Source organism: Primorskyibacter flagellatus, from assembly GCF_048268605.1.
In the GTDB taxonomy this organism is placed as follows: Bacteria; Pseudomonadota; Alphaproteobacteria; order Rhodobacterales; family Rhodobacteraceae; genus Primorskyibacter; species Primorskyibacter flagellatus.
This window is the reverse complement of the sequence record NZ_JBLWVF010000007.1, coordinates 45,700-68,925: the sequence shown is the minus strand read 5'-3', so window position 1 is coordinate 68,925 and position 23,226 is coordinate 45,700. Positions and strand designations below refer to the sequence as shown.

Annotated in this window: 17 protein-coding genes; 7 read left to right on the top strand and 10 right to left on the bottom strand. The window is 61.5% G+C overall.

The annotated features are described in order from the left end of the window. The first annotated feature begins 29 nt into the window (after positions 1-29). Positions 30-1,655 (top strand): AMP-binding protein, encoded by a 1,626-nt coding sequence (locus tag ACN0WV_RS09955; protein WP_417605444.1) that lies wholly within the window; start codon positions 30-32, stop codon positions 1,653-1,655. Positions 1,656-1,742: 87 nt separating this feature from the next. Next, positions 1,743-2,762 (top strand): M48 family metalloprotease, encoded by a 1,020-nt coding sequence (locus ACN0WV_RS09950; RefSeq protein WP_417605442.1) that lies wholly within the window; start codon positions 1,743-1,745, stop codon positions 2,760-2,762. Positions 2,763-2,813: 51 nt separating this feature from the next. Here the strand turns inward: ACN0WV_RS09950 and ACN0WV_RS09945 are convergent, their stop codons facing one another. The 6 genes from ACN0WV_RS09945 to ACN0WV_RS09920 form a co-directional block, all read right to left on the bottom strand. Continuing rightward, entirely contained in the window at positions 2,814-3,467 is a 654-nt protein-coding gene (locus tag ACN0WV_RS09945) for an SPOR domain-containing protein (RefSeq protein ID WP_417605440.1), read from the bottom strand. Between the two features lie 68 nt (positions 3,468-3,535). Next, entirely contained in the window at positions 3,536-4,168 is a 633-nt protein-coding gene (gene upp / locus ACN0WV_RS09940) for a uracil phosphoribosyltransferase (RefSeq protein ID WP_084354751.1), read from the bottom strand. After that, a complete protein-coding gene (locus ACN0WV_RS09935) occupies positions 4,165-5,151 on the bottom strand; it encodes an adenosine deaminase (protein WP_417605438.1) in 987 nt (328 codons plus the stop codon). Before ACN0WV_RS09935 ends, upp begins: the two co-directional genes overlap by 4 nt. After that, positions 5,148-6,356 (bottom strand): phosphopentomutase, encoded by a 1,209-nt coding sequence (locus ACN0WV_RS09930; RefSeq protein WP_417605437.1) that lies wholly within the window; start codon positions 6,354-6,356, stop codon positions 5,148-5,150. Before ACN0WV_RS09930 ends, ACN0WV_RS09935 begins: the two co-directional genes overlap by 4 nt. Further along, positions 6,353-7,660 (bottom strand): thymidine phosphorylase, encoded by a 1,308-nt coding sequence (locus ACN0WV_RS09925; protein ID WP_417605435.1) that lies wholly within the window; start codon positions 7,658-7,660, stop codon positions 6,353-6,355. Before ACN0WV_RS09925 ends, ACN0WV_RS09930 begins: the two co-directional genes overlap by 4 nt. Before the next feature lie 2 nt (positions 7,661-7,662). Beyond that, positions 7,663-8,070 (bottom strand): cytidine deaminase, encoded by a 408-nt coding sequence (locus ACN0WV_RS09920; protein ID WP_417605434.1) that lies wholly within the window; start codon positions 8,068-8,070, stop codon positions 7,663-7,665. A 193-nt stretch (positions 8,071-8,263) separates the two neighbouring features. Between ACN0WV_RS09920 and ACN0WV_RS09915 the strand changes: the two genes are divergently transcribed. Then, complete coding sequence (locus ACN0WV_RS09915) at positions 8,264-10,543, top strand: NADP-dependent malic enzyme (protein ID WP_417605433.1); 2,280 nt, start codon at positions 8,264-8,266, stop codon at positions 10,541-10,543. Between the two features lie 192 nt (positions 10,544-10,735). On the opposite strand, the gene ACN0WV_RS09910 is transcribed toward ACN0WV_RS09915, so the two are convergent. Then, positions 10,736-10,879, bottom strand: a complete 144-nt coding sequence (locus ACN0WV_RS09910) for a hypothetical protein (RefSeq protein WP_417605432.1) — start codon at positions 10,877-10,879, stop codon at positions 10,736-10,738. Positions 10,880-11,036: 157 nt separating this feature from the next. On the opposite strand from ACN0WV_RS09910, the gene prpE reads away from it, so the two are divergent. The 3 genes from prpE (at position 11,037) to gph (ending at position 14,246) form a co-directional block, all read left to right on the top strand. Further along, positions 11,037-12,926, top strand: a complete 1,890-nt coding sequence (gene prpE / locus ACN0WV_RS09905) for a propionate-CoA ligase PrpE (RefSeq protein WP_084354733.1) — start codon at positions 11,037-11,039, stop codon at positions 12,924-12,926. A 94-nt stretch (positions 12,927-13,020) separates the two neighbouring features. Continuing rightward, positions 13,021-13,575 (top strand): thioredoxin family protein, encoded by a 555-nt coding sequence (locus tag ACN0WV_RS09900; protein WP_417605430.1) that lies wholly within the window; start codon positions 13,021-13,023, stop codon positions 13,573-13,575. Further along, positions 13,575-14,246: a phosphoglycolate phosphatase gene (gene gph, locus ACN0WV_RS09895; protein ID WP_417605428.1), complete on the top strand. Its 672-nt coding sequence runs from the start codon at positions 13,575-13,577 to the stop codon at positions 14,244-14,246. Before ACN0WV_RS09900 ends, gph begins: the two co-directional genes overlap by 1 nt. 81 nt (positions 14,247-14,327) lie before the next feature. Here gph and ACN0WV_RS09890 read toward each other — a convergent pair whose 3' ends face one another. After that, complete coding sequence (locus ACN0WV_RS09890; RefSeq protein ID WP_417605427.1) at positions 14,328-18,707, bottom strand: ExeM/NucH family extracellular endonuclease; 4,380 nt, start codon at positions 18,705-18,707, stop codon at positions 14,328-14,330. A gap of 246 nt (positions 18,708-18,953) precedes the next feature. Between ACN0WV_RS09890 and ACN0WV_RS09885 the strand changes: the two genes are divergently transcribed. Next, the gene (locus tag ACN0WV_RS09885) at positions 18,954-20,021 is read left to right on the top strand and encodes a diaminopropionate ammonia-lyase (protein ID WP_417605426.1); all 1,068 of its coding nucleotides are present in this window, start codon (positions 18,954-18,956) and stop codon (positions 20,019-20,021) included. 205 nt (positions 20,022-20,226) lie between these two features. On the opposite strand, the gene ACN0WV_RS09880 is transcribed toward ACN0WV_RS09885, so the two are convergent. After that, positions 20,227-20,493: a hypothetical protein gene (locus ACN0WV_RS09880; RefSeq protein WP_417605424.1), complete on the bottom strand. Its 267-nt coding sequence runs from the start codon at positions 20,491-20,493 to the stop codon at positions 20,227-20,229. A gap of 313 nt (positions 20,494-20,806) precedes the next feature. After that, on the bottom strand, positions 20,807-23,002 hold the full coding sequence (gene uvrB / locus ACN0WV_RS09875) for an excinuclease ABC subunit UvrB (protein WP_417605423.1): 2,196 nt from the start codon (positions 23,000-23,002) through the stop codon (positions 20,807-20,809). Between the last annotated feature and the right edge of the window lie 224 nt (positions 23,003-23,226).

Genomic DNA, 23,226 nt, shown 5'->3' with positions numbered 1-23,226 from the left:
AGCCAACACAGCAAATTGCGGAGGTTCCGATGGGGTGGCTTGCAGATGAAACCGGGTTGGATAAATGCGCCGCGAACTATACGCCGCTGACACCGCTTTCCGGGCTGATCCGCGCGGCAGACGTGTTCGCGGACGAGCCAGCAATGGTCTACGGCACGCACCGCGTGACCTATGCCGAATACTATAAGCGGTGCACGCGGCTGGCATCCGGGCTGACCGCGCTTGGCGTGACGCCGGGCGATGTGGTGGCGACGATCATCCCCAACCTGCCCACGCAGGCAGAGGCGCATTTCGGCGCACCCGCCTGTGGCGCGGTTCTCAATACGATCAACACCCGGCTGGACGTTGCCACGGTCAGCTACATTCTGGATCACGGCGGTGCCAAGGTGCTGCTGGTCGACAGCCAGTTCATCGAATTGGCGGAAAACGCCATCGCCGCGCTGGACGGCCCCAAACCAACGCTGATCGAATGCCCCGATCCGCAGGCAGGGTTCAAAGCCAGCGGACGGCACCGGACCTATGAGGATCTGCTGACCTCGGCGGACCCGGATTTCGAATGGATTCTGCCGCAGGACGAGTGGGAAAGCATCGCGCTCAATTATACCTCGGGCACCACGGGGCATCCGAAAGGCGTGGTCTGTCACCATCGCGGCGCGTATCTTAGCGCCATGGGGCAGGTTATCAGTTGGCGCATCACGTTGCAGCCTGTCTATCTGACCATCGTGCCGCTGTTTCATTGCAATGGCTGGTGCCACACTTGGATGATGCCGATGGTCGGCGGCACCGTAGTGTGCTGCCGCGACATCACCGCCAAGGCAATTTTCGACGCCATCGCGGATGAGGGCGTCACGCATTTCGGTGGCGCGCCCATCGTGCTGAACGCGCTGATCAACGCGTCCGAAGGCGACCGCCGCGAATTTTCCCAAACGGTCGAGGTTTTCACCGCAGGCGCGCCGCCTGCCCCGTCCACCCTGTCACAGATCGAACCCATGGGGTTCAACGTCACGCAGGTCTACGGCCTGACGGAAACCTATGGCCCCGGCACCGAAAGCCTTTGGCTGCCGCAATGGGACCGCCTTGAAGGAGATGAGCGCGCCGCCGTCAAGGCCCGGCAAGGCGTGGCGATGCCGTTTCTTGACCGTGTGACCGTGATGGATGACGCAATGGCCGACGTGCCGCGGGACGCCGCCAGCCGGGGCGAGATCATGTTCCGCGGCAACGGCGTGATGAAAGGGTATTTCAAGAACCCCGAGGCCACCGCCGAGGCCTTCTCGGGTGGGTATTTCCATTCCGGCGACATTGCCGTGATGCACCCTGACGGCCATGTCCAGATCGCCGACCGCGCAAAGGACATCATCATCTCGGGGGGCGAAAATATCTCTTCGGTCGAGGTGGAAAACGCACTGATGGCGCATGAGGCGGTCAGCCTGTGTGCGGTGGTGGCCAAACCCGACGACAAGTGGGGCGAAGTGCCCTGCGCCTTTGTCGAGCTGAAACAGGGCCGTTCGGTGACAGAAGCGGATCTGATCGCCTTTGTCCGTTCGCGTCTGGCCGGGTTCAAGACGCCCAAACAGATCGTCTTCGAAGAACTGCCCAAAACCTCCACGGGCAAGATCCAGAAATTCGAGTTGCGCAAGCGGGTGGCCGATCTGTAGATGCCAGGTCTCGGGCGGTGCTGCATTGCCGGGCATGTCGTCGGCGTGCTAGCTTCCGCGCAATAATAAGCCAGAGCAGCCCGGATAATGACAGCGCTGAAGCAATACGACAGATTGGAGGCAAGCGGCCTCTGGCGGGCCACTGCCGACGATCAACGCCGCGAAGTCGTCGTGTCGCTGGGCGATGCCACGCTGACCATTTCTGACTTGCGGGACGTGGCACTGACGCATTGGTCGCTCGCGGCCTTGGAACGGGCAAATCCCGGTCAGTTTCCGGCCATTTATCACCCTGACGGCGACCCCGGCGAGACGCTGGAACTTAGCGAGGATGCCACTGTAATGCTCGACGCGATCGAGCGTTTGCGCAGGGTCATCGACCGTCGGCGCCCAAAACCCGGACGTTTGCGAATGGTGCTGACATTGTCGGCCGCAGCGGTCGTGGCTGCGCTGGCTTTCGTCTGGCTGCCGGGTGCCTTGTTGCATCACACCGTCACGGTGATCCCGGACGTCAAACGCACCGAGATCGGTGAGGGCCTGCTGTCGCGCATTACCCGCATTTCGGGCCAAGCCTGCGCCGACCGCGCCGCGCAACCGGCGTTGCAGGCGCTGTCACTGCGCCTTCTGGACACGCCTGACAGATTGGTTGTTCTGCCCGACGGCGTGCGGGAAACCGCCCACCTGCCCGGAGGCACGATCCTGATGAACCGCGCTTTGGTCGAGGATTTCGAGGATGCGGACGTGCCTGCCGGTTACATCGTCGCCGAAGCGCTGCGTGCCGACCGTCAAGATCCATTGGAGGCGCTGCTGCGTTCCGCTGGTTTCTGGTCCAGCCTGCGTCTTCTGACGCGCGGCGAACTCACCCCTGAAACACTTGACGCACAGGCCGAACGCATCCTGACCGCGCCGCCCGACCCCCTGCCTGACGCAGAGCTGATTGCCGCCTTTACCAAAGCGAAGCTGCGCACCGCACCCTATGCCTATGCCCGAGACGTATCGGGCGAATCCGTGCTGGGCCTGATCGAGGCCGACCCCTATCCCACAGGGTCCGACACGTCAGTCCTGAGCGATAGCAACTGGATCCGCCTGCAAACCATCTGCGATGGCTGAACGCCAGGCGACGAGCGTTGCCGTATTTCCGCTGCCCGGACGCGAAACGCCTCAGTCTCTTAGATAGGCGTCGCTGAAACCTTCGCCCCGCACGATACGCACGCCGCGCTCCTGCGCGACTGTGCCATGAAGTGGCCCAGCCAAAACGACCTGATAATACACCCTGCCGCGCCGCCAGCGTTTGACTGTCACTGGCAAGCCGGTGCCCGCGATCTTCTGGACGGCTTCCTGCGCCGTCTTTTCACTTCTGAAAGATCCGGCCTGCACGAACCTGCCGGGCAATCCGTTCGGGTCGGGCGTGCCGACAATATTGGGAATTGTCTGCGTCGCATTCCGCGCGGCTGTATCGCTGCCTGCGGCAGAACCCCCGGTGGCCGGTGCACGCCGCGCCATCGGCCTGACCTGCGGTGTCTGTCCGGCAAGGGTCGTCAGGCTTGGAACTGCGCCGCAAATCATCTGCCCGGACCGGGCGATGCGGGGTACCCAATCCTCGCGCCCGTCGTCTATTGAGCGCACGAAGATGCATCCCCGGCTGTCGACATATTGCGCGCCGGGAAATTCTGCGGGTGGCGCTTCGGCCGGGGCATGAAGCAGATCACCGGATGATGCACCAGCCCCCTGCCCGGCCGCTGTTCCGGCCTCCTGCCCGAAAGCACTGGTTCCAATGACCAGCATCGCCGATGCAATCAAACTCGCGATCCGCATATCTGTCCCCGCCAATATCTTGCCATTTTCCACACCGTCCCGAAGGTTCTCGACATCCGGCGATTGCTCTACTTGGTGCCGAACAACCGGTCTCCGGCGTCGCCAAGACCGGGCACGATATAGCCCTTCTCGTCCAACCGTTCATCCAAGGCTGCCGTCACGATTGGCACGTCCGGATGCGCCTCTTTCATCCTGGCAACCCCTTCGGGTGCCGCCAACAGGCACAGAAAGCGAATATTCGTCGCCCCTGCCTTTTTGAGCAGATCAATGGCCGCAACCGACGAATTGCCGGTCGCCAGCATCGGATCCACCGCAATCACCAGCCGGTCTTTCAGGCTGTCCGGCACCTTGAAGTAATACTGCACGGGCTGGAGTGTTTCTTCGTCCCGGTAAAGCCCGACAAAGCCGACGCGGGCCGAGGGGATCAGCTCCAAAACGCCGTCCATCAGCCCGTTGCCTGCCCGCAGGATAGAGATCAGCGCCAGCTTCTTGCCAGCCAGCATCGGCGCTTCCATCTCGGTCATCGGTGTCTCGATGGTCCGTGAGGTCATCGGAAGATTGACGGTGATCTCATAGGCGAGCAACTGACTGATTTCGCGCAGCAACTGCCGAAACACCCCGGTCGACGTGTCCTTCTTGCGCATGAGGGTCAGTTTATGCTGCACCAAGGGGTGCAAAACGACGTTCAGGTGATCGGTCATGCGGGCTCCAGTTTTTTCAGAATGCGGGCGCGGGTGGCGTCATCGCAGAACGCGGCGTTGGCGGCAATACGGTTAAGGTCGAGAAAATCATCCTCGTCCCAGCCAAACACCCGTGCGAGGTTATCATATTCCTGTGTCATCGTGGTGTGAAAGAACGGCGGATCGTCGGTCGAGACTGTCACTTTGACGCCGCGCGCGCGCAGCTTTTCAATCGGATGCGCAGAGAGGCGCGGATAGACCCCAAGCCGCACGTTTGACCCCGGACAAACCTCCAGAACGATGCCGCGTTCGGCAAGGTCATCGACCAGCGCCAGATCCTCTATCGCGCGGACACCGTGCCCGATGCGTTCGACATGCAAATCGTCTATGGCCTCGCGCACCTCTTGCGGGCCGCGCCACTCGCCCGCATGGGTGGTCAGCCGCAGCCCGGCCTCTCGCGCCATGTCGAAGCTGTAGGCAAAATCGGACTGTTTGCCGATATTCTCGTCGCCCCCCATGCCGAATCCTACAATCCAGTCGCCCGCCGTCTCGGCGGCGCAACGCGCCACCGGCTTGGCGCGGTCCGGCCCGAAATGGCGGATGCAGGTGACGATACCCCGCAAGGTAACGCCGGTATCGCGCTCGCCTTCCTCCGCAGCCTCACGAATGGCCTGTAGATATTCGCGCCAGGCCCCGACATCGCCGCCGCCGCAGAAATCGGGGCTCAGGAAGGTTTCGGCATAGATCACGCCGTTTTCGGCGCTTTGTTCCAGGATGGCGCGCGTCAGGCGGGCGTAATCCTCGGGGCTTTGCAAGACCTGTGTCGCCGCCTCGTAGACGCTGAGGAAATGCACGAAATCACGATAGGCATAGCTGCCATCCTCGGCAAAGACGCCCGCCAGGTTCACCGATTTTTCGGCCGCGAGCCGCCGGATGAGCTCCGGCGGGGCGGCACCTTCGTGGTGCAGGTGCAACTCCACCTTGGGCAGGGATCGAAAACTCATAGAAAACTCCTTCCGGGGCCGTGACTGGCCACGCCCAGATGATCCGCGACAGAGGCGGCCACATCAACAAAAGCAACCTGTCCGACCGACCCCGCATCCCGGCCCGCGACCAGAACCGGCACCCGCTCGCGCGTGTGGTCTGTGCCGGTCCATGTGGGGTCGTTGCCGTGGTCGGCGGTTATCAGCAACATGTCGGTGCCGCGAAGCCGCGGCAGCAGCCGCGCCAGCCTTGCATCGAACCATTCCAGCGCGCGGGCATAGCCCGACACGTCGCGGCGATGCCCGTAAAGGCTGTCAAACTCGACAAAATTGGCAAAGGTCAGGCTGCCTTCGGGGGCGTCATCGACCAGATCGGACAGATGTGTCATCAGCGTGGCATCGTCGCCCTTGCGGACCTCGTCAATCCCTTCCATCGAAAAGATGTCTCCGATCTTGCCGATCCCGTAAACCTGACGCCCCGCATCCTGCACCCAGTTGGTCAAGACAGGTTCCGGCGGACGGATTGCGTAGTCGTGCCGGTTCCCGGTGCGTTTGAAATGGCCCGGTTCGCCGACGAAGGGCCGGGCGATGACGCGGCCGACCTTCATGGCGTGCAGCGTCGGGGCCAGTTTTTCACATAGATCCAGCAGCCGATCCAACCCGAAGGTCTCTTCATGCGCGGCGATCTGGAACACGCTGTCGGCAGAGGTGTAGCAGATCGGCCAACCGCTTCGCATATGCTCTGCGCCGAATGCGTCCAGCATCACCGTGCCGGAGCCGTGGCAATTGCCCAGAATGCCATCCGTGCCCGCGATCTTGCAGACCTGCGCCACAAGGTCGTCGGGAAAGGCGGGCGTCTGTTTCGGGAAATAGGTCCAGTCCCAGGGCACCGGCAGGCCCGCCAGTTCCCAATGGCCCGACGGCGTGTCCTTGCCCGGAGAAACCTCCGTCGCGGCCCCCCAAAGGCCCACGGGTTCGGCACCCAGCCCCGGCACATTGTCGCCAGAGGCCAGCCGGACCGCCGCCCCCAAGCCCAACGCGTCGAGCGTAGGCAGGCGCAGCGGACCAGAGCGGCCCTCTTCGGCGCGCCCCTCGGCGCAGGCCTGTGCGATATGGGCGAGCGTATTGGCACCGGTATCCGGCACGCCATCATTGAAAAACGCATCCGCATCCGGTGCGCCGCCAATGCCGACACTGTCGATCACAACCAGAAAAGCGCGGCTCATGAGGTGATCCTTTCATGCACGAGCGGCGGCAGGTCGCGGGCCATATCGCCAAGGCTGATTGCGGCGCGCACCGCCGCCTCTGCCGCATCGGCCTGACCAAGCCGTGCGGCATGGACACGCGCCAGTGGCTGTCCTTTCTCGACACGCACGCCAAGCCGCACGATGTCTGACAGCCCGACCGCAGGGTCAACCACATCGGTTTCCACCTGACGCCCGCCGCCAAGGTCGACCACCGCCAACCCCAAAGCTTCGCCGTCAATGGCCGTGACAATGCCGGACGCAGTGGCGGTGATCTCGCGGATCACCGGCGCTTCGGGCAGAAACCTTTGCCAATCCTCGACGAAATGAACCGGGCCGCCCATGGCATAGACCATCCGGGCGAACCGTTCTGCCGCGGTGCCTGACCGGATCGCCTCGGCGATTTTCGCTCTGCCCTCCTCCGCACTCGCGGCCAACCCGGCCGAGGCGAGCAGCGCGCCGCCAAGCTCTGCGCTCAACTCTCCAAGCGAGCCATCGTCAAGCCCGGTCAGCACGCGCAGGCTGGCATCCACCTCCAACGCATTGCCCAGCGACGATGCCAGCGGCTGGTTCATATCGGTGATCAGCGCCGTGGTCCGGCACCCTGCCGCATTGGCGGTCTTGACCAGCGCCTGCGCCAGCGCGCGCGCGTCCTCGGGCGTCTTCATGAACGCCCCCGTGCCCAACTTGACGTCCAGCACCAACCCGTCCAGCCCCGCCGCCAGTTTTTTGGACAGGATCGAGGCGGTGATCAGATCAAGGCTTTCGACGGTGCCGGTCACATCACGGATCGCATAAAGGCGTTTATCGGCGGGGGCGATATCGGCGCTGGCGCTGACGATGGCGGCGCCCGTGTCACGCACGACCTGTCGAAACCGATCCCCGTCCAGCGCCGTGACCAGCCCCGGAATAGCCTCCATCTTGTCAAGCGTGCCACCGGTGTGGCCCAGACCCCGGCCAGAGATCATCGGGACATACGCGCCACAAGCCGCCAGCGCAGGTGCCAGCACAAGGCTGACGCAATCACCCACCCCACCGGTGGAATGCTTGTCGATCACCGGCGCGTCCAGATCCCAGCGCAGCACATCGCCGCTGTCGCGCATCGCAAGGGTAAGCGCCACGCGATCCTCCTCGCCAAGCCCACGCAGACAGACGGCCATGGCAAAGGCACCGGCCTGCGCGTCCGACACCGCCCCATCGGCCAGACCTTGCGCGAACCACGCCAATTGCTCTGACGACAGCGCCTGTCCCTTGCGCAAAGCGGCATTCACGGCACGGGCATCCATGCTCAGGTGCCGCCCGGCTCTGATCGGCTCATGTGCTCTGCGCCGAAGGCACCGGGCAGCAGATCGGCCAGGGTCATCGCCTGTTCGGTGCCAGAGGTTGTGGCCATGGTCACGCGCACATCCCCCGCGCCGAACTCTGCCAGTTTCTGCCGACAGCCCCCGCATGGCGTCACCGGCATCGGCGCATCGGCCACCACATAGACCTCTGCCAGACGCGCGCCGCCCGCAGCGATCATCGCAGCGATTGCCCCCGCCTCGGCACACGTTCCTTCGGGATAGGCGATGTTTTCAACATTGCAGCCCAAATGGACGGTGCCATCGGTATCGCGGATCGCGGCCCCGACCTTGAACCCCGAATACGGCGCATAGGCCCGGTCCCGCACATCCAACGCTGACTGTCTGAGTGACATCTGTCCTCTCCCCCGCATCCACCAGTCCGGCAATGGTGCGTTAGCGCGCCGGGGGATTGCAAGCCTTCCCTTGCTGCGCCTGTCGAAACAGCGACTGTTCGCATTTATCAAAAGGTGTTTCGCGCTGTCCATGGTTCCGCTTCACCCGACAGTGGTTTAAGCCTGACGTAAAGACACCCGGAGGATGGATCCCATGGCCGACAATCCCAGCGATACAGCACGGCAAGCCGCGCTTGACTATCACGAGTTTCCCAAACCCGGAAAACTCGAAATCCGCGCGACCAAGCCCATGGCCAACGGGCGCGATCTGTCACGGGCCTATTCGCCCGGTGTCGCAGAGGCCTGCCTTGAGATTCAGGCCGACAACAGCACCGCTGCCCGCTACACCGCACGCGGGAACCTTGTCGCCGTCGTGTCCAACGGCACCGCGGTTCTGGGGTTGGGCAATATCGGGGCGATGGCGTCCAAACCGGTGATGGAGGGCAAGGCCGTCCTGTTCAAGAAATTCGCGGGCATCGACTGTTTCGATATAGAACTGGACGAAACCGATCCCGAGAAACTGGCCGATATCGTCTGTGCGCTGGAACCCACTTTCGGTGCGATCAACCTTGAGGACATCAAGGCACCCGATTGCTTCATCGTTGAAAAGCTGTGCCGCGAGCGGATGAATATTCCGGTCTTTCACGATGACCAGCACGGCACGGCCATCGTTGTGGGGGCTGCCGCCACAAACGCGTTGCATGTCGCGGGCAAGGCGTTCGAGGACATCAAGATCGTCTCCACCGGTGGTGGCGCGGCGGGTATTGCCTGCCTCAACATGCTGCTGAAGCTGGGGGTGAAGCGTGAAAACGTCTGGCTGTGCGACGTGAACGGGCTGGTCTATGAGGGCCGGACCGAGGACATGAACCCGCAAAAAGCAGCGTTTGCACAAGCCTCTGACAAGCGGACGCTGGCGGAAGTGATCGAAGGGGCTGACCTGTTTCTGGGCCTGTCCGGTCCCGGCGTATTGAAGCCTGAACTTGTCAGCCAGATGGCCAAACGCCCAATCATCTTTGCCCTTGCCAACCCGACGCCGGAAATCATGCCCAACATCGCGCGCGAGATTGCACCGGATGCAATCATCGCCACCGGGCGCAGCGACTTTCCGAACCAGGTGAACAACGTCTTGTGCTTTCCGTTCATCTTTCGCGGCGCATTGGATGTGGGCGCCACCGAGATCAACGACGAGATGAAAATCGCCTGTATCGAAGGCATCGCGGAACTCGCCCGTGCCACAACCAGCGCCGAAGCCGCTGCCGCTTATCAGGGCGAGCAACTGACATTCGGTGCCGATTATCTGATCCCGAAACCCTTTGACCCGCGCCTGTCGAGCATCGTGTCTTCTGCCGTGGCCCGCGCGGCGATGGAGACCGGCGTGGCAACGCGCCCGCTTGATGACCTGGAGGCCTACCGCCGCAAACTGGATGCCTCGGTCTACAAGTCCGCCCTGCTGATGCGCCCGGTGTTTCAGGCCGCAGCGACGGCCAGCCGCAAGATCGTGTTTGCCGAGGGCGAGGACGAGCGCGTGCTGCGCGCCGCACAGGCCATTCTGGAAGAAACCACGGAACTGCCGATCCTGATCGGTCGCCCCGAGGTGATTGCCGCCCGCTGTGAACGGATGGGACTGGAGATCCTCCCCGATCGCGATTTCAGCATCGTGAACCCGGAAAACGATCCGCGCTATCGCGACTATTGGGGCAGCTACCACGAAATCATGGCGCGCCGCGGCGTCACCCCGGACGTGGCCCGCGCGATCATGCGCACCAATACCACGGCAATCGGGGCCGTCATGGTCCATCGCGGCGAAGCCGATAGTCTGATCTGCGGCACGTTCGGCGAGTTCCGCTGGCATCTGAACTACATTTCCCAGATCCTCGGCACCGAGACGCAAAATCCGCTGGGTGCGCTCTCGATGATAATCCTTGAGGACGGGCCGCTATTCGTTGCGGACACGCATGTCTGGTCACTGCCCACGCCGGAACAATTGGCAAAAACCGCGATTGGCGCTGCACGGCATGTGCGCCGTTTCGGTATTACGCCGAATATCGCGTTCTGCTCTCAGTCGCAATTCGGCAACCAGGCCCAAGGCTCCGGCAAACGTCTGCGCGACGCGATTGCCATACTCGACCGGGAGCCGCGCGATTTCAGCTACGAGGGCGAAATGAACGTCGATGCTGCCCTGAACCCCGAACTGCGCGAGCGTCTTTGCCCGCAAAATCGTTTGGAAGGCACCGCGAATGTGCTGATCTTCGGTCATGCCGACGCCGCCTCGGCAACACGCAATATCCTCAAAGTGAAAGCCGGAGGGCTGGAGGTTGGCCCGATCCTGATGGGCATGGGCAACCGCGCCCACATCGTGACACCTTCGATCACGCCGCGCGGGCTGCTCAACATGGCCGCCGTCGCGGGCACCCCGGTGTCGCATTACGGCTGAGGCCCCGCAGCGCACGCGCAGACCGAAACCTGTGCGGCAGTGGTATCTCTTGTTCAGAACAACCGATCACCGGCTCCTGTGGGGGCCGGTGATTTTTTGTATCCGGTCGTTTGGCTGAAATGGCTCTTGTACTGCCGCTGAACCAAGCCATTTTGCACGAGGCGCGGCCGCTCTTTCTGCCGATCCGGTTACTCAAATCCGTTCGCGCGCCCCTGGGTTCCATCTTGCAACGATGCCGGACAGCCCGGCATGATGACCACTTCCATGGTCAGCACTGATCCGGTCGATGATTTGCACAACAGCCAACGGATTTGCAAACTGGCCAGTAATTTGCATTTAATCGTCAAACATTGAGTGCTTTGCAAAAATTTGCAGTCCTATAATCCCAATTTCTGCAAATATTGCGCGCCATTCTGACGCTGCAACCGCTAACATGCTTGTTTGAATTGCCCGCTTGCCCGTAACACCATTTCAGCTTTTGAGGAGGAATACCATGGCATACAAGGACGTGTACGACAGCTGGAAGGCCGACCCGGAAGCATTCTGGATGCAGGCTGCGGAAGCCATCGACTGGGACCGCGCGCCCAGCAAGGCGTTGTTCGACAAGGGCGATGACCTTTACGAATGGTTCGCGGATGGCATGGTCAACACCTGCTGGAACGCGGTTGATCGCCATGTCGAGGCCGGGCGCGGCGATCAGGCGGCGATTATCCATGACAGCCCGGTCACGCGGTCCAAGCGCGAAATCACCTATGTCGAGCTGCGCAATCGCGTCGCCACCCTTGCCGGTGCGCTGCGTGCCAAGGGGATCGAAAAGGGCGACCGCGTCATCATCTACATGCCGATGATCCCCGAAGCACTGGAGGCGATGCTGGCCTGCGCGCGCCTTGGCGCGATCCATTCTGTGGTCTTTGGCGGATTTTCCGCAAGCGAACTGGCGGTGCGAATCGACGACGCCAAACCCAAGGCGATCATCGCCGCCTCCTGCGGGATAGAACCGGGCCGCGTGGTGCATTACAAACCCCTGCTGGACGGGGCCATTGATCAGGCCGCGCACAAGCCCGATTTCTGCGTGATTTTCCAGCGCGAGCAGGAAGTGGCACATCTGGAGGAGGGCCGCGACTACAACTGGCACGGCTTTCAATACGGTGTCGAACCGGCGGAGTGTGTGCCGGTCGAGGGCAATCATCCGGCCTATATCCTTTATACCTCTGGCACGACGGGCGCGCCCAAAGGCGTGATCCGCCACACCGGCGGGCAGTTGGTGGCGCTGAACTGGTCCATGAAAAACATCTATAATGTCGATCCGGGCGATGTGTTCTGGGCAGCGTCCGATGTCGGCTGGGTCGTCGGCCACAGCTATATCTGCTACGCGCCGCTGATCCACGGCAACACCACCATCGTGTTCGAGGGCAAGCCCGTCGGCACTCCCGACGCAGGCACGTTCTGGCGGATCATCGAAGAATACAAGGTGCGCAGCTTCTTTACCGCGCCCACCGCCCTGCGCGCTGTCAAGCGCGAGGATCCCAAGGGCGAATTCGTCAAGAAATACGACCTGTCGCATTTGCAGGCCGTCTATCTGGCGGGCGAGCGCGCCGATCCGGACACGATCGAATGGGCGCAGAAGGTTCTGGACAAGCCGATCTACGATCACTGGTGGCAGACAGAAACCGGCTGGACCATCGCAGGCATGCCCGCAGGGATCGAAAAGCTGCCCGTGAAGATCGGCTCGCCCTCGGTTCCGATGCCCGGCTATGACGTGCAGATCCTGGACGAGGCGGGCCAACCGGTAAAATCCGGAGAGCTGGGTGCCATCGCGGTCAAGCTGCCGCTGCCTCCGGGCACGTTGCCGACCCTGTGGAATGCCGAAGACCGGTTCCGCAAATCCTACCTTGATCACTTCCCCGGATATTACGAGACCGGCGATGCCGGCATGATCGACGAGGATGGCTATCTTTATATCATGGCGCGCACGGATGATGTGATCAACGTGGCGGGCCATCGCCTGTCCACCGGCGGCATGGAAGAGGTGCTGGCCGCGCATCCGGACGTTGCCGAATGTGCCGTTATCGGCGTCACGGATCAACTTAAGGGACAATTGCCCATGGGCTTTGTCTGCCTGACCAAGGGCGTGAACCGGCCGCATGACGAAATTACGGCAGAATGCGTCAAACTGGTGCGCGAAAAGATCGGTCCGGTTGCGGCGTTCAAGCTGTGCCTTGTCGTGGACCGGCTGCCCAAGACGCGGTCAGGCAAGATCCTGCGCGCCACGATGGTCAAGATCGCCGACAGTGCAGAGTTCAAGGCCCCCGCGACGATCGACGACCCGGCAATTCTGGACGAGATCCGCGACGCACTGACAACCATCGGATACGCGAAGTAGGTCCCGACACCGGGCGGCTCTTCCGGGCCGTCCGCCTTGCGTTTTGCAAGGACACATAGGACAGTTGCAGCCTCAAACCCTACAGGAGGTTTCCGTGGCCACAACGCCCCCCTTATGTGATTTCGGTTGGCCTGCCGCCGACTTCACCTTGCCCGGCACCGATGGCCGGTCTCATTCACAAAGCGGCATTCGCGGCCCGAAAGGGATGCTGCTGATGTTCATCTGCAATCATTGTCCTTATGTCATTGCGGTGCGCGACAGGATCGTGCGCGACGCGCGTGATCTGGAAAAGCTGGGCATCGGTGTCGCGGCGATCTGTTCCAATGATGCCGAAAGCCATCCTGCCGACAGCTTCGACAATATGGTGAAATTTGCGGCGGATGCCGGTTTTCCCTTCCCCTATCTGCATGACGCGGATCAATCCGTGGCGCGTGCCTACAACGCGGCCTGTACGCCGGATTTCTTCGGCTTCAATGCCGATTTGCAGTTACAATATCGCGGACGGCTGGATGCCTCGCGCGCGCGCCCTGCCAAAGCGGACGTGCGCCGCGATCTGTTTGAGGCAATGCGCGAAATAGCCGAAACCGGTCTTGGACCGCCTGAACAGATCGCCTCGATGGGGTGTTCGATCAAATGGAAAGCCGCCTGATGGTCGCAACAATCGCCTTTGATCTGGACGGGACACTGATCGACAGCGCGCCGGACATCGCACATGCCGTAAATGCGATGCTGACTGAGGAAAGTGCCGAGATGTTGACGCTTGCCGAAGTGACCGGTTTCATCGGCAACGGCTTGCCACATCTGGTTAAACTGGTCGTCGAAGCGCGCGGCATGGACATGGCACGACATGATGCCCTGACCGCTTGCGTCCTGGCCCATTACACCAGGGCGGGCAGCACCTACACGGTGCTTTATCCACAGGTCCGGGCGGCATTGGATGCGCTTTCAACGTCAGGACACCGGCTGGCTCTTTGCACCAACAAACCAGAGCGCGCCGCGCGTGACGTGCTGGCACATTTCGGGTTGGAAAGCCTGTTTGCCACGGTTATCGGAGGTGACAGTCTGACAACGCGCAAACCCGATCCGGCGATGCTGTTCGCAGCGCTGGGGGAAGATGGCCCGCAGATTTATGTGGGCGACAGCGAGGTGGATGCCGAAACGGCGCAGCGCGCGGGCGTCAACTTCCTGCTCTACACCGAAGGCTATCGCAAAAGCCCGGCAGAGACCCTGCCCCACGCTGCCCGCTTCGATGATTTTGCGCAGCTTCCGGCCCTTGTCACACAGCTTTTGGCGCAGGACTCGGCACGCCAAGTCCGATAGCTGTCCTCACATATGGCGATCTAATTCGAAAAACCCGCCGATCTGAACCGGCGGGAGCAAAGTGCAATTTGTACAGTGACCTTAGCCGATCACCGTGGTGTCGCTGAAGTCCAGACCCAATATCAGGGGGTCGTGATCGGAGGATGCGAACACATCGGCATTGTAGAAAGCCGGGTCTTTGAACTGTGACGAATAGTTCAGCAGATCCGGCTCATCCGCATTGATGTGCCATTCCGTCAGCCCGGTAACATTCATCGCAAATTCATCCGAGGCGATGGCCTGATCCAACGTGCCGCGCTGGCCATCGAACACGAAGCTATAGGCATTCTCTTGCCCGATGAACGTGTCGATCAGATCGGTCGTGTCTGGCGCATCGCGCAGGCTTTGAACCGGATCTTCCTGCGCATAGGCATTGAAATCCCCCAGCACCACATAGCTGCTGACACCGCCCTGATAGGTATTGCCCAGCCAATCCTGAAGCTCGTCCGCGGCATCCGTGCGCACGCCGTTCCAGAACCCCTGCCCGTCGCCGGCATCGTAGTTGGGATCACTGGTCAGCGCATCCACATCGGCCTGGGTAAAGCCGGTGCCGCCGCCATCCAGATAGGATTGTGCTGCTTCTGCGAGGTCTTGCAGATTACTGTCGCCCTTGGATTTGAAGTGAACAGAGACGACGGTGAAGACCTCGCCGCTGTCGTTGTCCATGAAGGTGGCGGCGACGGCGGGGCGCGAGCGCTGGAAATCGCTGATCTGGTCGCCAGCAGGAACAAACGGGTGCAGAACCTCTGCCAATGCGAATGTCGCCGCCGCCGAGGGTTCGTCAAACACAAGGAAATCGCTGGCCATCAGCGTTACCTTGGTCGTGTCATAGACGATCCCGGTGGTGATCGCATCGGTTCCCAGAATACCGCCCCCACCGCCCGTGGGATCAACAACCGAGAAATTGGCCCCGTCCTCCGTGGACAGGTTCAGCGCATCGGTCAGCGTCTGCATGGCCGATCCTGCGCCAAAGCCGTTATTCTCGATCTCCTGCAAGGCAAACACATCCACGCCGGAGGTCAGCATAGATTCAACCGTTGCGGCGGTCTGGCGCGCCAGATCGCCCGCGCTGTTGGCCCCGCGACTGCCCAGCGTGGTGAAGTAGTTCAGCACATTGAACGCGCCCACTTGAAGGGTGCCGCCGACATCTTCCGGCGTTGCAACACGAGCACCGGTATTTGTGGTCTGGTCGACGTTCAACTGCCCATCCACCAGCATCCGGTACGCGCCAAAGCCGTAGGACATGACGCCCGTGGTCGGCCCGTCAATCTCTGCCCCCAGGCGCAACGTCGGTCCGTCACTTGTGAAGGTATCACCGCTATCGAGATAGCCGTTGCCATTATCAAATGCCGCTTCGACCGGGATATAGGCGAACTCCGTCGGGTTGGATGCGTTCACGCCATCGTCGATCAGCAGGCGGTTGTTGATGTTGCCCTGGTTCACCACCGCCACCTGCGCGGCCTCGGTCTGGGCGTCGAACAGTTGCGTTCCCTGCACCTGATTGCCGGCCGATACTGTGATCTCGCCAAACCGGTCAAGGTTGAAGTTCTGTGTGACGGTGATGCGTTCGCCCGCCACTCCACTGTCGAGAGAGATGCGCATGCCCTCGACCGCCTCAAAGTCCTGCGAGACTGCCGGATCCAGCAGGATCTCTGCCGCGGTGGGCATCGGCTGGTTTCCAAGTTCCACCGTGATATCGGTGACAGAGGTGATCTGCGTCAGGCCAAAGAACTCGTCCACCGTACCCGAAACGCTGACCCGGTCGCCCAGAGATGGCAAGCTAAGACCGGCGGCGAAAACGAAGATACCTTCGGAGGTGGCCGCATCCGCGTCAGCATCGGCATCCTCTTCCTGAAGAAAGAAGCCGCCCGCGCCGATATAGGTGACAACCGCATTCACGGTCACGCCCAGCCCGTCGAAGGGCGACATGGAGCCCGCCCCCTGGATCTGCGAAATCAGCACCAACTCACCCGGAGGTGTCACATCCGCGTCATTGGCCTCGCCGCGCGTCTCGGCCTCTGGCGCGCGCCAAGTGCCATCATCGTTGCGTTGCAGCGACTGGCCGATGGGGGTGGTCGTGGCTTCGCTGACCACAACATCGGTCGCCTCCACACCGTCCGCCGGGCCACCGACAGCCGTGAAGCTGCCCTCGTAGCTCAGGAATTCGACAAGCGCGCCATCATTGGACAGGGCGATACCGTCATTGCCGTTCTGAATGCCGGGCGTTTCGATGACATAGTAGTCATAGGTGCCATCCGAAGAGCTGGCGGCAGTCGGGAAGTCATAGGTGGCATAGCTTGCGCCGCCATTGCCGTTATACAGCGTGACCGACGCCAGCGACACGTCGCTGCCTGCCTCGACCCGGATTTCGACAAATTCGCCGACATCGCTGCCGTCATTGTCATAGTGGAATTCGTTGATACGGCCCGCAAAGGCAGCAGGGGCAGCGCCATTGGCCGCCCCCGGCGTACCAAGATCGCCATCGCCGAAGGTCGCCACAGCCGTTGTCCAGTTGGCACCATCGTTGTTGTCCGCCGCCAGATCGACCAGCTCCATCGACGCACCGTTGGGGTCCGGGAAGGCCGGGCCGCCGTCATATTCAACGCGGTCAATCTCGCCGAAGTCGGGCGAGGTCAGCACCACCTCGTCGGCACCATTGGCCAGCGCGATGCCGCTATAGGCGTAATCCACGTTCACGCCGCCATTCGTCGCCATGTCGGCATTGTTGCCGAAGACAAGGTAACCGCCGGCCGGCACGACAAGCGGCCCGCCATTGTCGATCACATGGCTGTCGGAATCATTGTCCGAAATGGTCCATCCGTTCAGATCCACATCGCCCGAACCGGCATTGTAGATCTCGAAATACTCCCCGCTCGAATCCGACACGGCAGACGGGTTCTGCATGATCTCGGTGATGACGATCTCGGGTGTCGGCACAAAGTCGTTGTCCAGCCGGCGCGTCTCGTCCTCTGGTCCGCGCCACGTCCCATCGTCATTGCGTTGCAGCGATTGACCTGCCGGTGTGGATCCGGCCTCTGCCACACCCACATCGGTGGAGCTTTGGCCCGCCGCGGTGCCGTCAGCGGCGGTCAGGGTGCCCTCGTAGCTGAGGAACTCGATCACCGCCCCGTCGCCGATCAGCGCGATGCCGTCGGGTGATCCGTTCTGCAATCCGGGGGTGTCGATCACATAGTAGTCATAGGTGCCGTCACTGCCAGCGGGCGTGCCCGGCAAGGCAAAGCTGTTGTAAAGCGCCCCGCTACTGCCGTTATACAGCTCCAGCGACAGGCGCGACGGATCGGTGCCGGCCGCCAGTCGGATCTCGACGAATTCACCGGTATCGGCACCGGCATTGTCGTAGTGGAATTCATTCACCCGCGCATCGAGTGGCGGCAATTCCACCACATCGGCCACCGTCACCGCGATATCGGCGCTGTCGCTGTCAATGCCGTCGCTGACGCTGACCGTCACGTCATAGATGTTGTCCCCATCCGCATCGCCGGGAGCCTCGAAATCCGGGGCAGTCACGAAGGACAGTGCGCCCGTGATGCTGTCGATCTGGAACAGGCCCGCATCCGCGCCGGACAGGCTGAAGCTGAGGCTGGCGCTGTCCACATCCGTGGCACTGATCGCCGCGGATACGTCCACGGTGTTTTCGTCGATGGTCACGGCGGCAAGTGCTGCGATCACGGGGGCGTCGTTAGCGCCCGTGATGGTCACTGTCACGGTGGCGGTATCGGTGCCGCCCTTGCCGTCATCCACCGTGTAGCTGAAGCTGTCGGTGGCCGTCTCGCCATCTGCCAGCGCGTCAAACGCTGTGCCGGGGTCATAGGTCACCTGTCCGCCGGACAGGCTGACGGAGGTGCCCGCAGTTGCGGTGGCGCCCACCGAAATCACGGTCATGGTGTCGCCGTCAAACTCGCGGTCGTTTGCCAACAGATCAGCCGTAGCAACAACCAGAACCTCATTTTCGCCCGCCGACAGCGCGTCATCCCCGGCAAGCACGTCATTGTTCTGACCGTTCAAGTAAAGGGTGAAATCGTCGCCTTTGAAATAGAGCGCCTCGATCCCCCAGAGCTTGTCAGTCCCGGTATCGGCAACGTCCCCGGCGGATTTAACAGTCGTGGGGGACCAGCGGCCAAACGACCACCACGGCCCGCGCGTGGGCATGGTGATCTCATAATCGCCAATGCCACCTTCGTAGACGGCCGTGTCAAAACCACGCCCGCCTTCCAGCACATCATTGCCCGCGCCGCCATTAATGACATCATCGCCCCTGCCGCCAAAAACGATGTCATTTCCGGCCCCTGCTTCGATCGTATCGTCGCCGCCAAAGCCAAAAATGCGGTCATTGAACGCAGAACCAATCAGCTTGTCGCCGCCGTTCGTGCCAAAAACGAATGATTTCCACCAATATGACATGTGATGACCCCCCAGGCCGCAGTTCGATTCCGAAGTTTTATGCCGACAGTTTGTGACAGTTTCGGCTCACTTGCGACAAAAAGTTAATTGCCGTTACGGCAACCGCTGCCCGGCGGCATGTTTTGAGAACAAACGGTTTGCGGCTTGAATGCGTCCTACGACGTGGTTCAAAGCCAATCTTGGGGGATTGACGACATGCCGAATTGCTGGGCTCACTAGCACAATGCTGTTCAGAAAGGCTGAATTGTGCAACTGCGCCCAAATCTTTTCCGGAAGCTCGACTCTGGCATCGCCTTGCCGCAAGGGATCGACTATCCATCCGACGACGCGTCAAAACCGCTTGCCCTGTTGGCGCGCTGCCCGGCCTATGCGCCCACGCCGCTGCGCAGTCTGCCGGAACTGGCGCGCGCGACAGGCATCGCGCAGCTTAGCGTGAAAGACGAACGCGGGCGAATGGGTCTTGGCAGTTTCAAGGCGCTTGGCGCGGCTTATGTGATCGCCGATGACGCGGTGCAAACCGGGACCGACCCATTTGCAGAGGCGCTGCACGGCATCACCTATGTGACCGCCAGTGCAGGCAATCACGGAATGTCGGTTGCAGCAGGGGCGCAGATCTTCGGAGCCAATGCCGTGATCTACATTGCCGAAACCGTGCCTGAAAGCTTCGCACGCCGGCTGGCGGCAAAAGGCGCGAAGGTGGTCCGCGAAGGTGCCGAGTATGAGGCCAGCATGGCCGCTGCCGCAAAAGCCGCCGAGGTTAACGGCTGGCGACTTCTGTCCGACAGCAGCTGGCAAGGCTATACCGACCGACCCTGGCGGCTGATGCAAGGATATCTCGCGCTGATGGCAGAGATCGCGGATCAGATCGCGGATGCGCCCACACACGTCTTTGTACAAGCCGGCGTCGGTGGACTGGCCGCTGCGGTTGCCGCGTTTACGCGCAAAGTTTGGGGCGATGCGCCCGGCATTATCATCGTGGAGCCGGACGCAGCCCCCGCCATTGCGGCGTCCCTGACAGAGGGGCGCGCCATCACGACCACCGGACCTGTCTCCATCATGGGGCGGCTGGACTGCAAGGAACCATCACTGATCGCGTTAAAAGGGCTTGCCCGCGACGCAGATATGGCGGTCACCCTGTCGGACGATGCGGTTGCACGGACGCTACCGCGCCTTGCAGCGCATGATCTGGAAACCACGCCCTCCGGCGGTGCGGGGCTGGCAGCGCTGTTGTTGTCCGAACCACACAGGCAAGCACTGCGGTTGAACGAATCCAGCCGAGTGCTTGCCTTCGTCACCGAAGGTCCCGAGAGCTAAGGGCGATGCCGTACCCGCGCCTCTTCAGAAAGACATGGCATCTGGTCCAGACCGCCGCCTAACAAGCGATGCCTGTGCACGGCAAAACGATCACTCCTCAGGACCCGTCTTTCGGTATTTTTATGGCCGGTCTTGCCCGCCCACTCGTGCCATCCGCGACGCAGACCTTGATAAGAGACCGCGACGCAAGGCAGGGTTTGAGGTGTCAGATCGCGCGCGCGGAGGCGTCGCTGTCGGCAAAGGCTGGATTCTTGTTCTGCGCCTGAAAATTGCTCATCGGTGCAAAGCTGGCCACGTCGGGCCGGGACGCTTCAACGCCCATCTTATGGGCATTCTGCCGCGCGACGCTCAGGGCCGAGGGCGACGGGGCTGCGGCATCATGTACTGGCGTGATTGACCTTGCTGCATAGACACCGAAGGCCAGCATCGGGACAGCCGCCATATTCGCCCGCTTGATCCCTGTCTGGGACATGGTCTGCAAAACGCGCAGATTGGTTTCCGCGATATTCCCGCAAAAACGCCACCACATTGCACTAAATTGGTAACCTTGGCTTAACGGGTTCATTGCACGCTCCTCCTCCAATTGCGCCGCATCGATTCAGCATTGGGTACCGATGCCAGATCAACCTATCCGAGCAGGATGACAACAAGAAGACATAACATCCCGAGCATCTCGAAAATTGGCCTATTCGCCATATTTTTGGTCGTTTGAGCAAAAAGCCGCCAAAGCGCGGGCAAGCGTCTTTCAGCCCGGTCGTTTCAGGGGCGGCAAGATCGTGGCTCGCCTATCGCTTGCGTCGTTTGACATTGCCGCCATGCTGACCCGGCCTGCCTGCGGTGCTGCGTCCGCGCGCTTTTGTGGCAGCATCGGACGCGGCCTCGACCGCCGATTGCCGGGCCATCGGGTCGTCATGCAAGGCAAGATCGACAGCCTCCAGCCGCTTGACCTCGTCGCGCAGGCGCGCGGCCTCTTCGAATTCCAGGTTTTCGGCGGCTTTGCGCATGTCGGTACGCAACCCGTCCAGCACGGCGGCCAAGTTGGACCCTGCCTGTTTCGGGTCGATCTTGGCCGTCACGCGGCTCATATCCACATCGCCCTTATACAGCCCTTGCAGAATGTCATCGACATTCTTCTTGATCGTCGACGGCGTGATGCCATGTTCCTCATTATAGGCGATCTGCTTGTCGCGGCGACGGTTGGTTTCCCCCAGCGCGCGTTCCATGCTGCCGGTGATCCGGTCCGCATACATGATAACGCGCCCCTCAGAGTTTCGCGCGGCCCGCCCGATGGTCTGGATCAGAGAGGTTTCAGAGCGCAGAAAGCCTTCCTTGTCGGCGTCCAGAATGGCCACCAGACCGCATTCGGGAATATCCAAGCCTTCGCGCAGCAGGTTGATGCCGATCAGCACGTCGAAGGCACCCAGCCGCAGGTCGCGCAGGATCTCGATCCGTTCGATCGTGTCGATATCCGAATGCATATAGCGCACGCGAATGCCCTGTTCGTGCATATATTCGGTCAGATCCTCGGCCATGCGCTTGGTCAGTGTCGTGACCAACGTGCGGAACCCATCGGCGGCAACTTTGCGCACCTCGTCCAGCAGATCATCCACCTGCATTTCGACAGGCCGGATTTCGACCTGCGGATCAAGCAGACCCGTGGGGCGGATCACCTGTTCGGTGAACACGCCGCCCGTCTGTTCCAGCTCCCATTTGGCGGGCGTGGCAGAGACGAAGACCGATTGCGGGCGCATCGCGTCCCATTCCTCGAACTTCAGGGGGCGGTTGTCCATGCAGGACGGCAACCGGAAGCCATGCTCGGCCAGTGTCATCTTGCGCCTAAAGTCACCCTTGTACATTCCGCCGATCTGCGGAACGCTGACATGGGATTCATCGGCAAACACAATCGCATTGTCGGGAATGAATTCGAACAGCGTGGGCGGCGGTTCGCCCGGTGCGCGGCCTGTCAGATAGCGCGAGTAGTTTTCGATCCCGTTGCAGACGCCGGTGGCCTCCAGCATTTCCAGATCGAAATTGGTGCGCTGCTCCAGCCGCTGCGCTTCCAGCAGCTTGCCTTCGCCCACAAGCTGATCCAGCCGCATCCGCAGCTCCTTCTTGATGCCGATGATCGCCTGATTCATCGTCGGGCGCGGCGTGACATAGTGGCTGTTGGCATAGACGCGGATGCGGTCGAAACTGCCGGTCTTTTCACCCGTCAGCGGATCGAACTCGGTGATCCCTTCCAACTCGTCGCCAAAGAAGGACAGCCGCCATGCGCGGTCTTCAAGGTGGGCGGGAAAGATCTCCAGCGAATCGCCGCGCACCCGGAAAGAGCCGCGCTGGAACGCCTGATCGTTGCGCTTGTATTGCTGGGCCACCAGATCGGCCATGACCTTGCGCTGGTCATATTCCTTGCCGACAAACAGATCCTGCGTCATCGCGCCGTAGGTCTCGACCGAGCCGATCCCGTAGATGCACGACACCGAGGCCACGATGATCACATCGTCACGCTCCAGCAAAGACCGCGTGGCCGAGTGGCGCATCCGGTCGATCTGTTCGTTGATCTGGCTTTCCTTCTCGATATAGGTGTCGGACCGCGCGACATAGGCCTCGGGCTGGTAGTAATCGTAATAGCTGACGAAATACTCGACCGAGTTGTCAGGGAAGAACTGCTTGAACTCGCCGTATAATTGCGCGGCCAGCGTCTTGTTAGGCGCAAGGATGATGGCGGGACGCTGGGTTTCCTCGATCACCTTGGCCATGGTGAAGGTTTTGCCGGTCCCGGTCGCCCCCAGCAGCACCTGATCGCGTTCGCCTGCATTGACACCCTCTGACAGTTCCACGATCGCGGTGGGCTGATCGCCCGCCGGAGAGAACTCTGTCTGCATCACAAACCGCTGGCCGCCTTCCAGCTTTTCGCGCACCCGCACGTCGGGCGCGGGCGCGTGCATCAGCGGCATCTGTTCAGGAGAATTGTTGTGCATGTGCTACGGCCTTTCAGAAGTGACAAACTTGATGGCTTTGCCGCGCCTTTCAACCCCACCCCCTGACAAAACCTGTCAGTAACCGGTCGCGGGCCTGTCCTTTAGTCTTAACTCTGTCGCTTTGGGCTTGCCCAAGGGCGAACCCGGTCCTTACCTGTTATGAAGCAAGCGCCGGAGCAGCAGGTTCAGGGCAGGTCTTCCTCTCACTCCCCCAACACTGCTTT

Bases quoted from the DNA above. Each gene is read 5' to 3' on its own strand.
- ACN0WV_RS09955 (WP_417605444.1), top strand. From the start codon at position 30: ATGGGGTGGCTTGCAGATGAAACCGGGTTGGATAAATGCGCCGCGAAC.
- ACN0WV_RS09950 (WP_417605442.1), top strand. From the start codon at position 1,743: ATGACAGCGCTGAAGCAATACGACAGATTGGAGGCAAGCGGCCTCTGG.
- ACN0WV_RS09945 (WP_417605440.1), bottom strand. From the start codon at position 3,467: ATGCGGATCGCGAGTTTGATTGCATCGGCGATGCTGGTCATTGGAACC.
- upp (WP_084354751.1), bottom strand. From the start codon at position 4,168: ATGACCGATCACCTGAACGTCGTTTTGCACCCCTTGGTGCAGCATAAA.
- ACN0WV_RS09935 (WP_417605438.1), bottom strand. From the start codon at position 5,151: ATGAGTTTTCGATCCCTGCCCAAGGTGGAGTTGCACCTGCACCACGAA.
- ACN0WV_RS09930 (WP_417605437.1), bottom strand. From the start codon at position 6,356: ATGAGCCGCGCTTTTCTGGTTGTGATCGACAGTGTCGGCATTGGCGGC.
- ACN0WV_RS09925 (WP_417605435.1), bottom strand. From the start codon at position 7,660: ATGGATGCCCGTGCCGTGAATGCCGCTTTGCGCAAGGGACAGGCGCTG.
- ACN0WV_RS09920 (WP_417605434.1), bottom strand. From the start codon at position 8,070: ATGTCACTCAGACAGTCAGCGTTGGATGTGCGGGACCGGGCCTATGCG.
- ACN0WV_RS09915 (WP_417605433.1), top strand. From the start codon at position 8,264: ATGGCCGACAATCCCAGCGATACAGCACGGCAAGCCGCGCTTGACTAT.
- ACN0WV_RS09910 (WP_417605432.1), bottom strand. From the start codon at position 10,879: ATGCAAATTACTGGCCAGTTTGCAAATCCGTTGGCTGTTGTGCAAATC.
- prpE (WP_084354733.1), top strand. From the start codon at position 11,037: ATGGCATACAAGGACGTGTACGACAGCTGGAAGGCCGACCCGGAAGCA.
- gph (WP_417605428.1), top strand. From the start codon at position 13,575: ATGGTCGCAACAATCGCCTTTGATCTGGACGGGACACTGATCGACAGC.
- ACN0WV_RS09890 (WP_417605427.1), bottom strand. From the start codon at position 18,707: ATGTCATATTGGTGGAAATCATTCGTTTTTGGCACGAACGGCGGCGAC.
- ACN0WV_RS09880 (WP_417605424.1), bottom strand. From the start codon at position 20,493: ATGTCCCAGACAGGGATCAAGCGGGCGAATATGGCGGCTGTCCCGATG.
- uvrB (WP_417605423.1), bottom strand. From the start codon at position 23,002: ATGCACAACAATTCTCCTGAACAGATGCCGCTGATGCACGCGCCCGCG.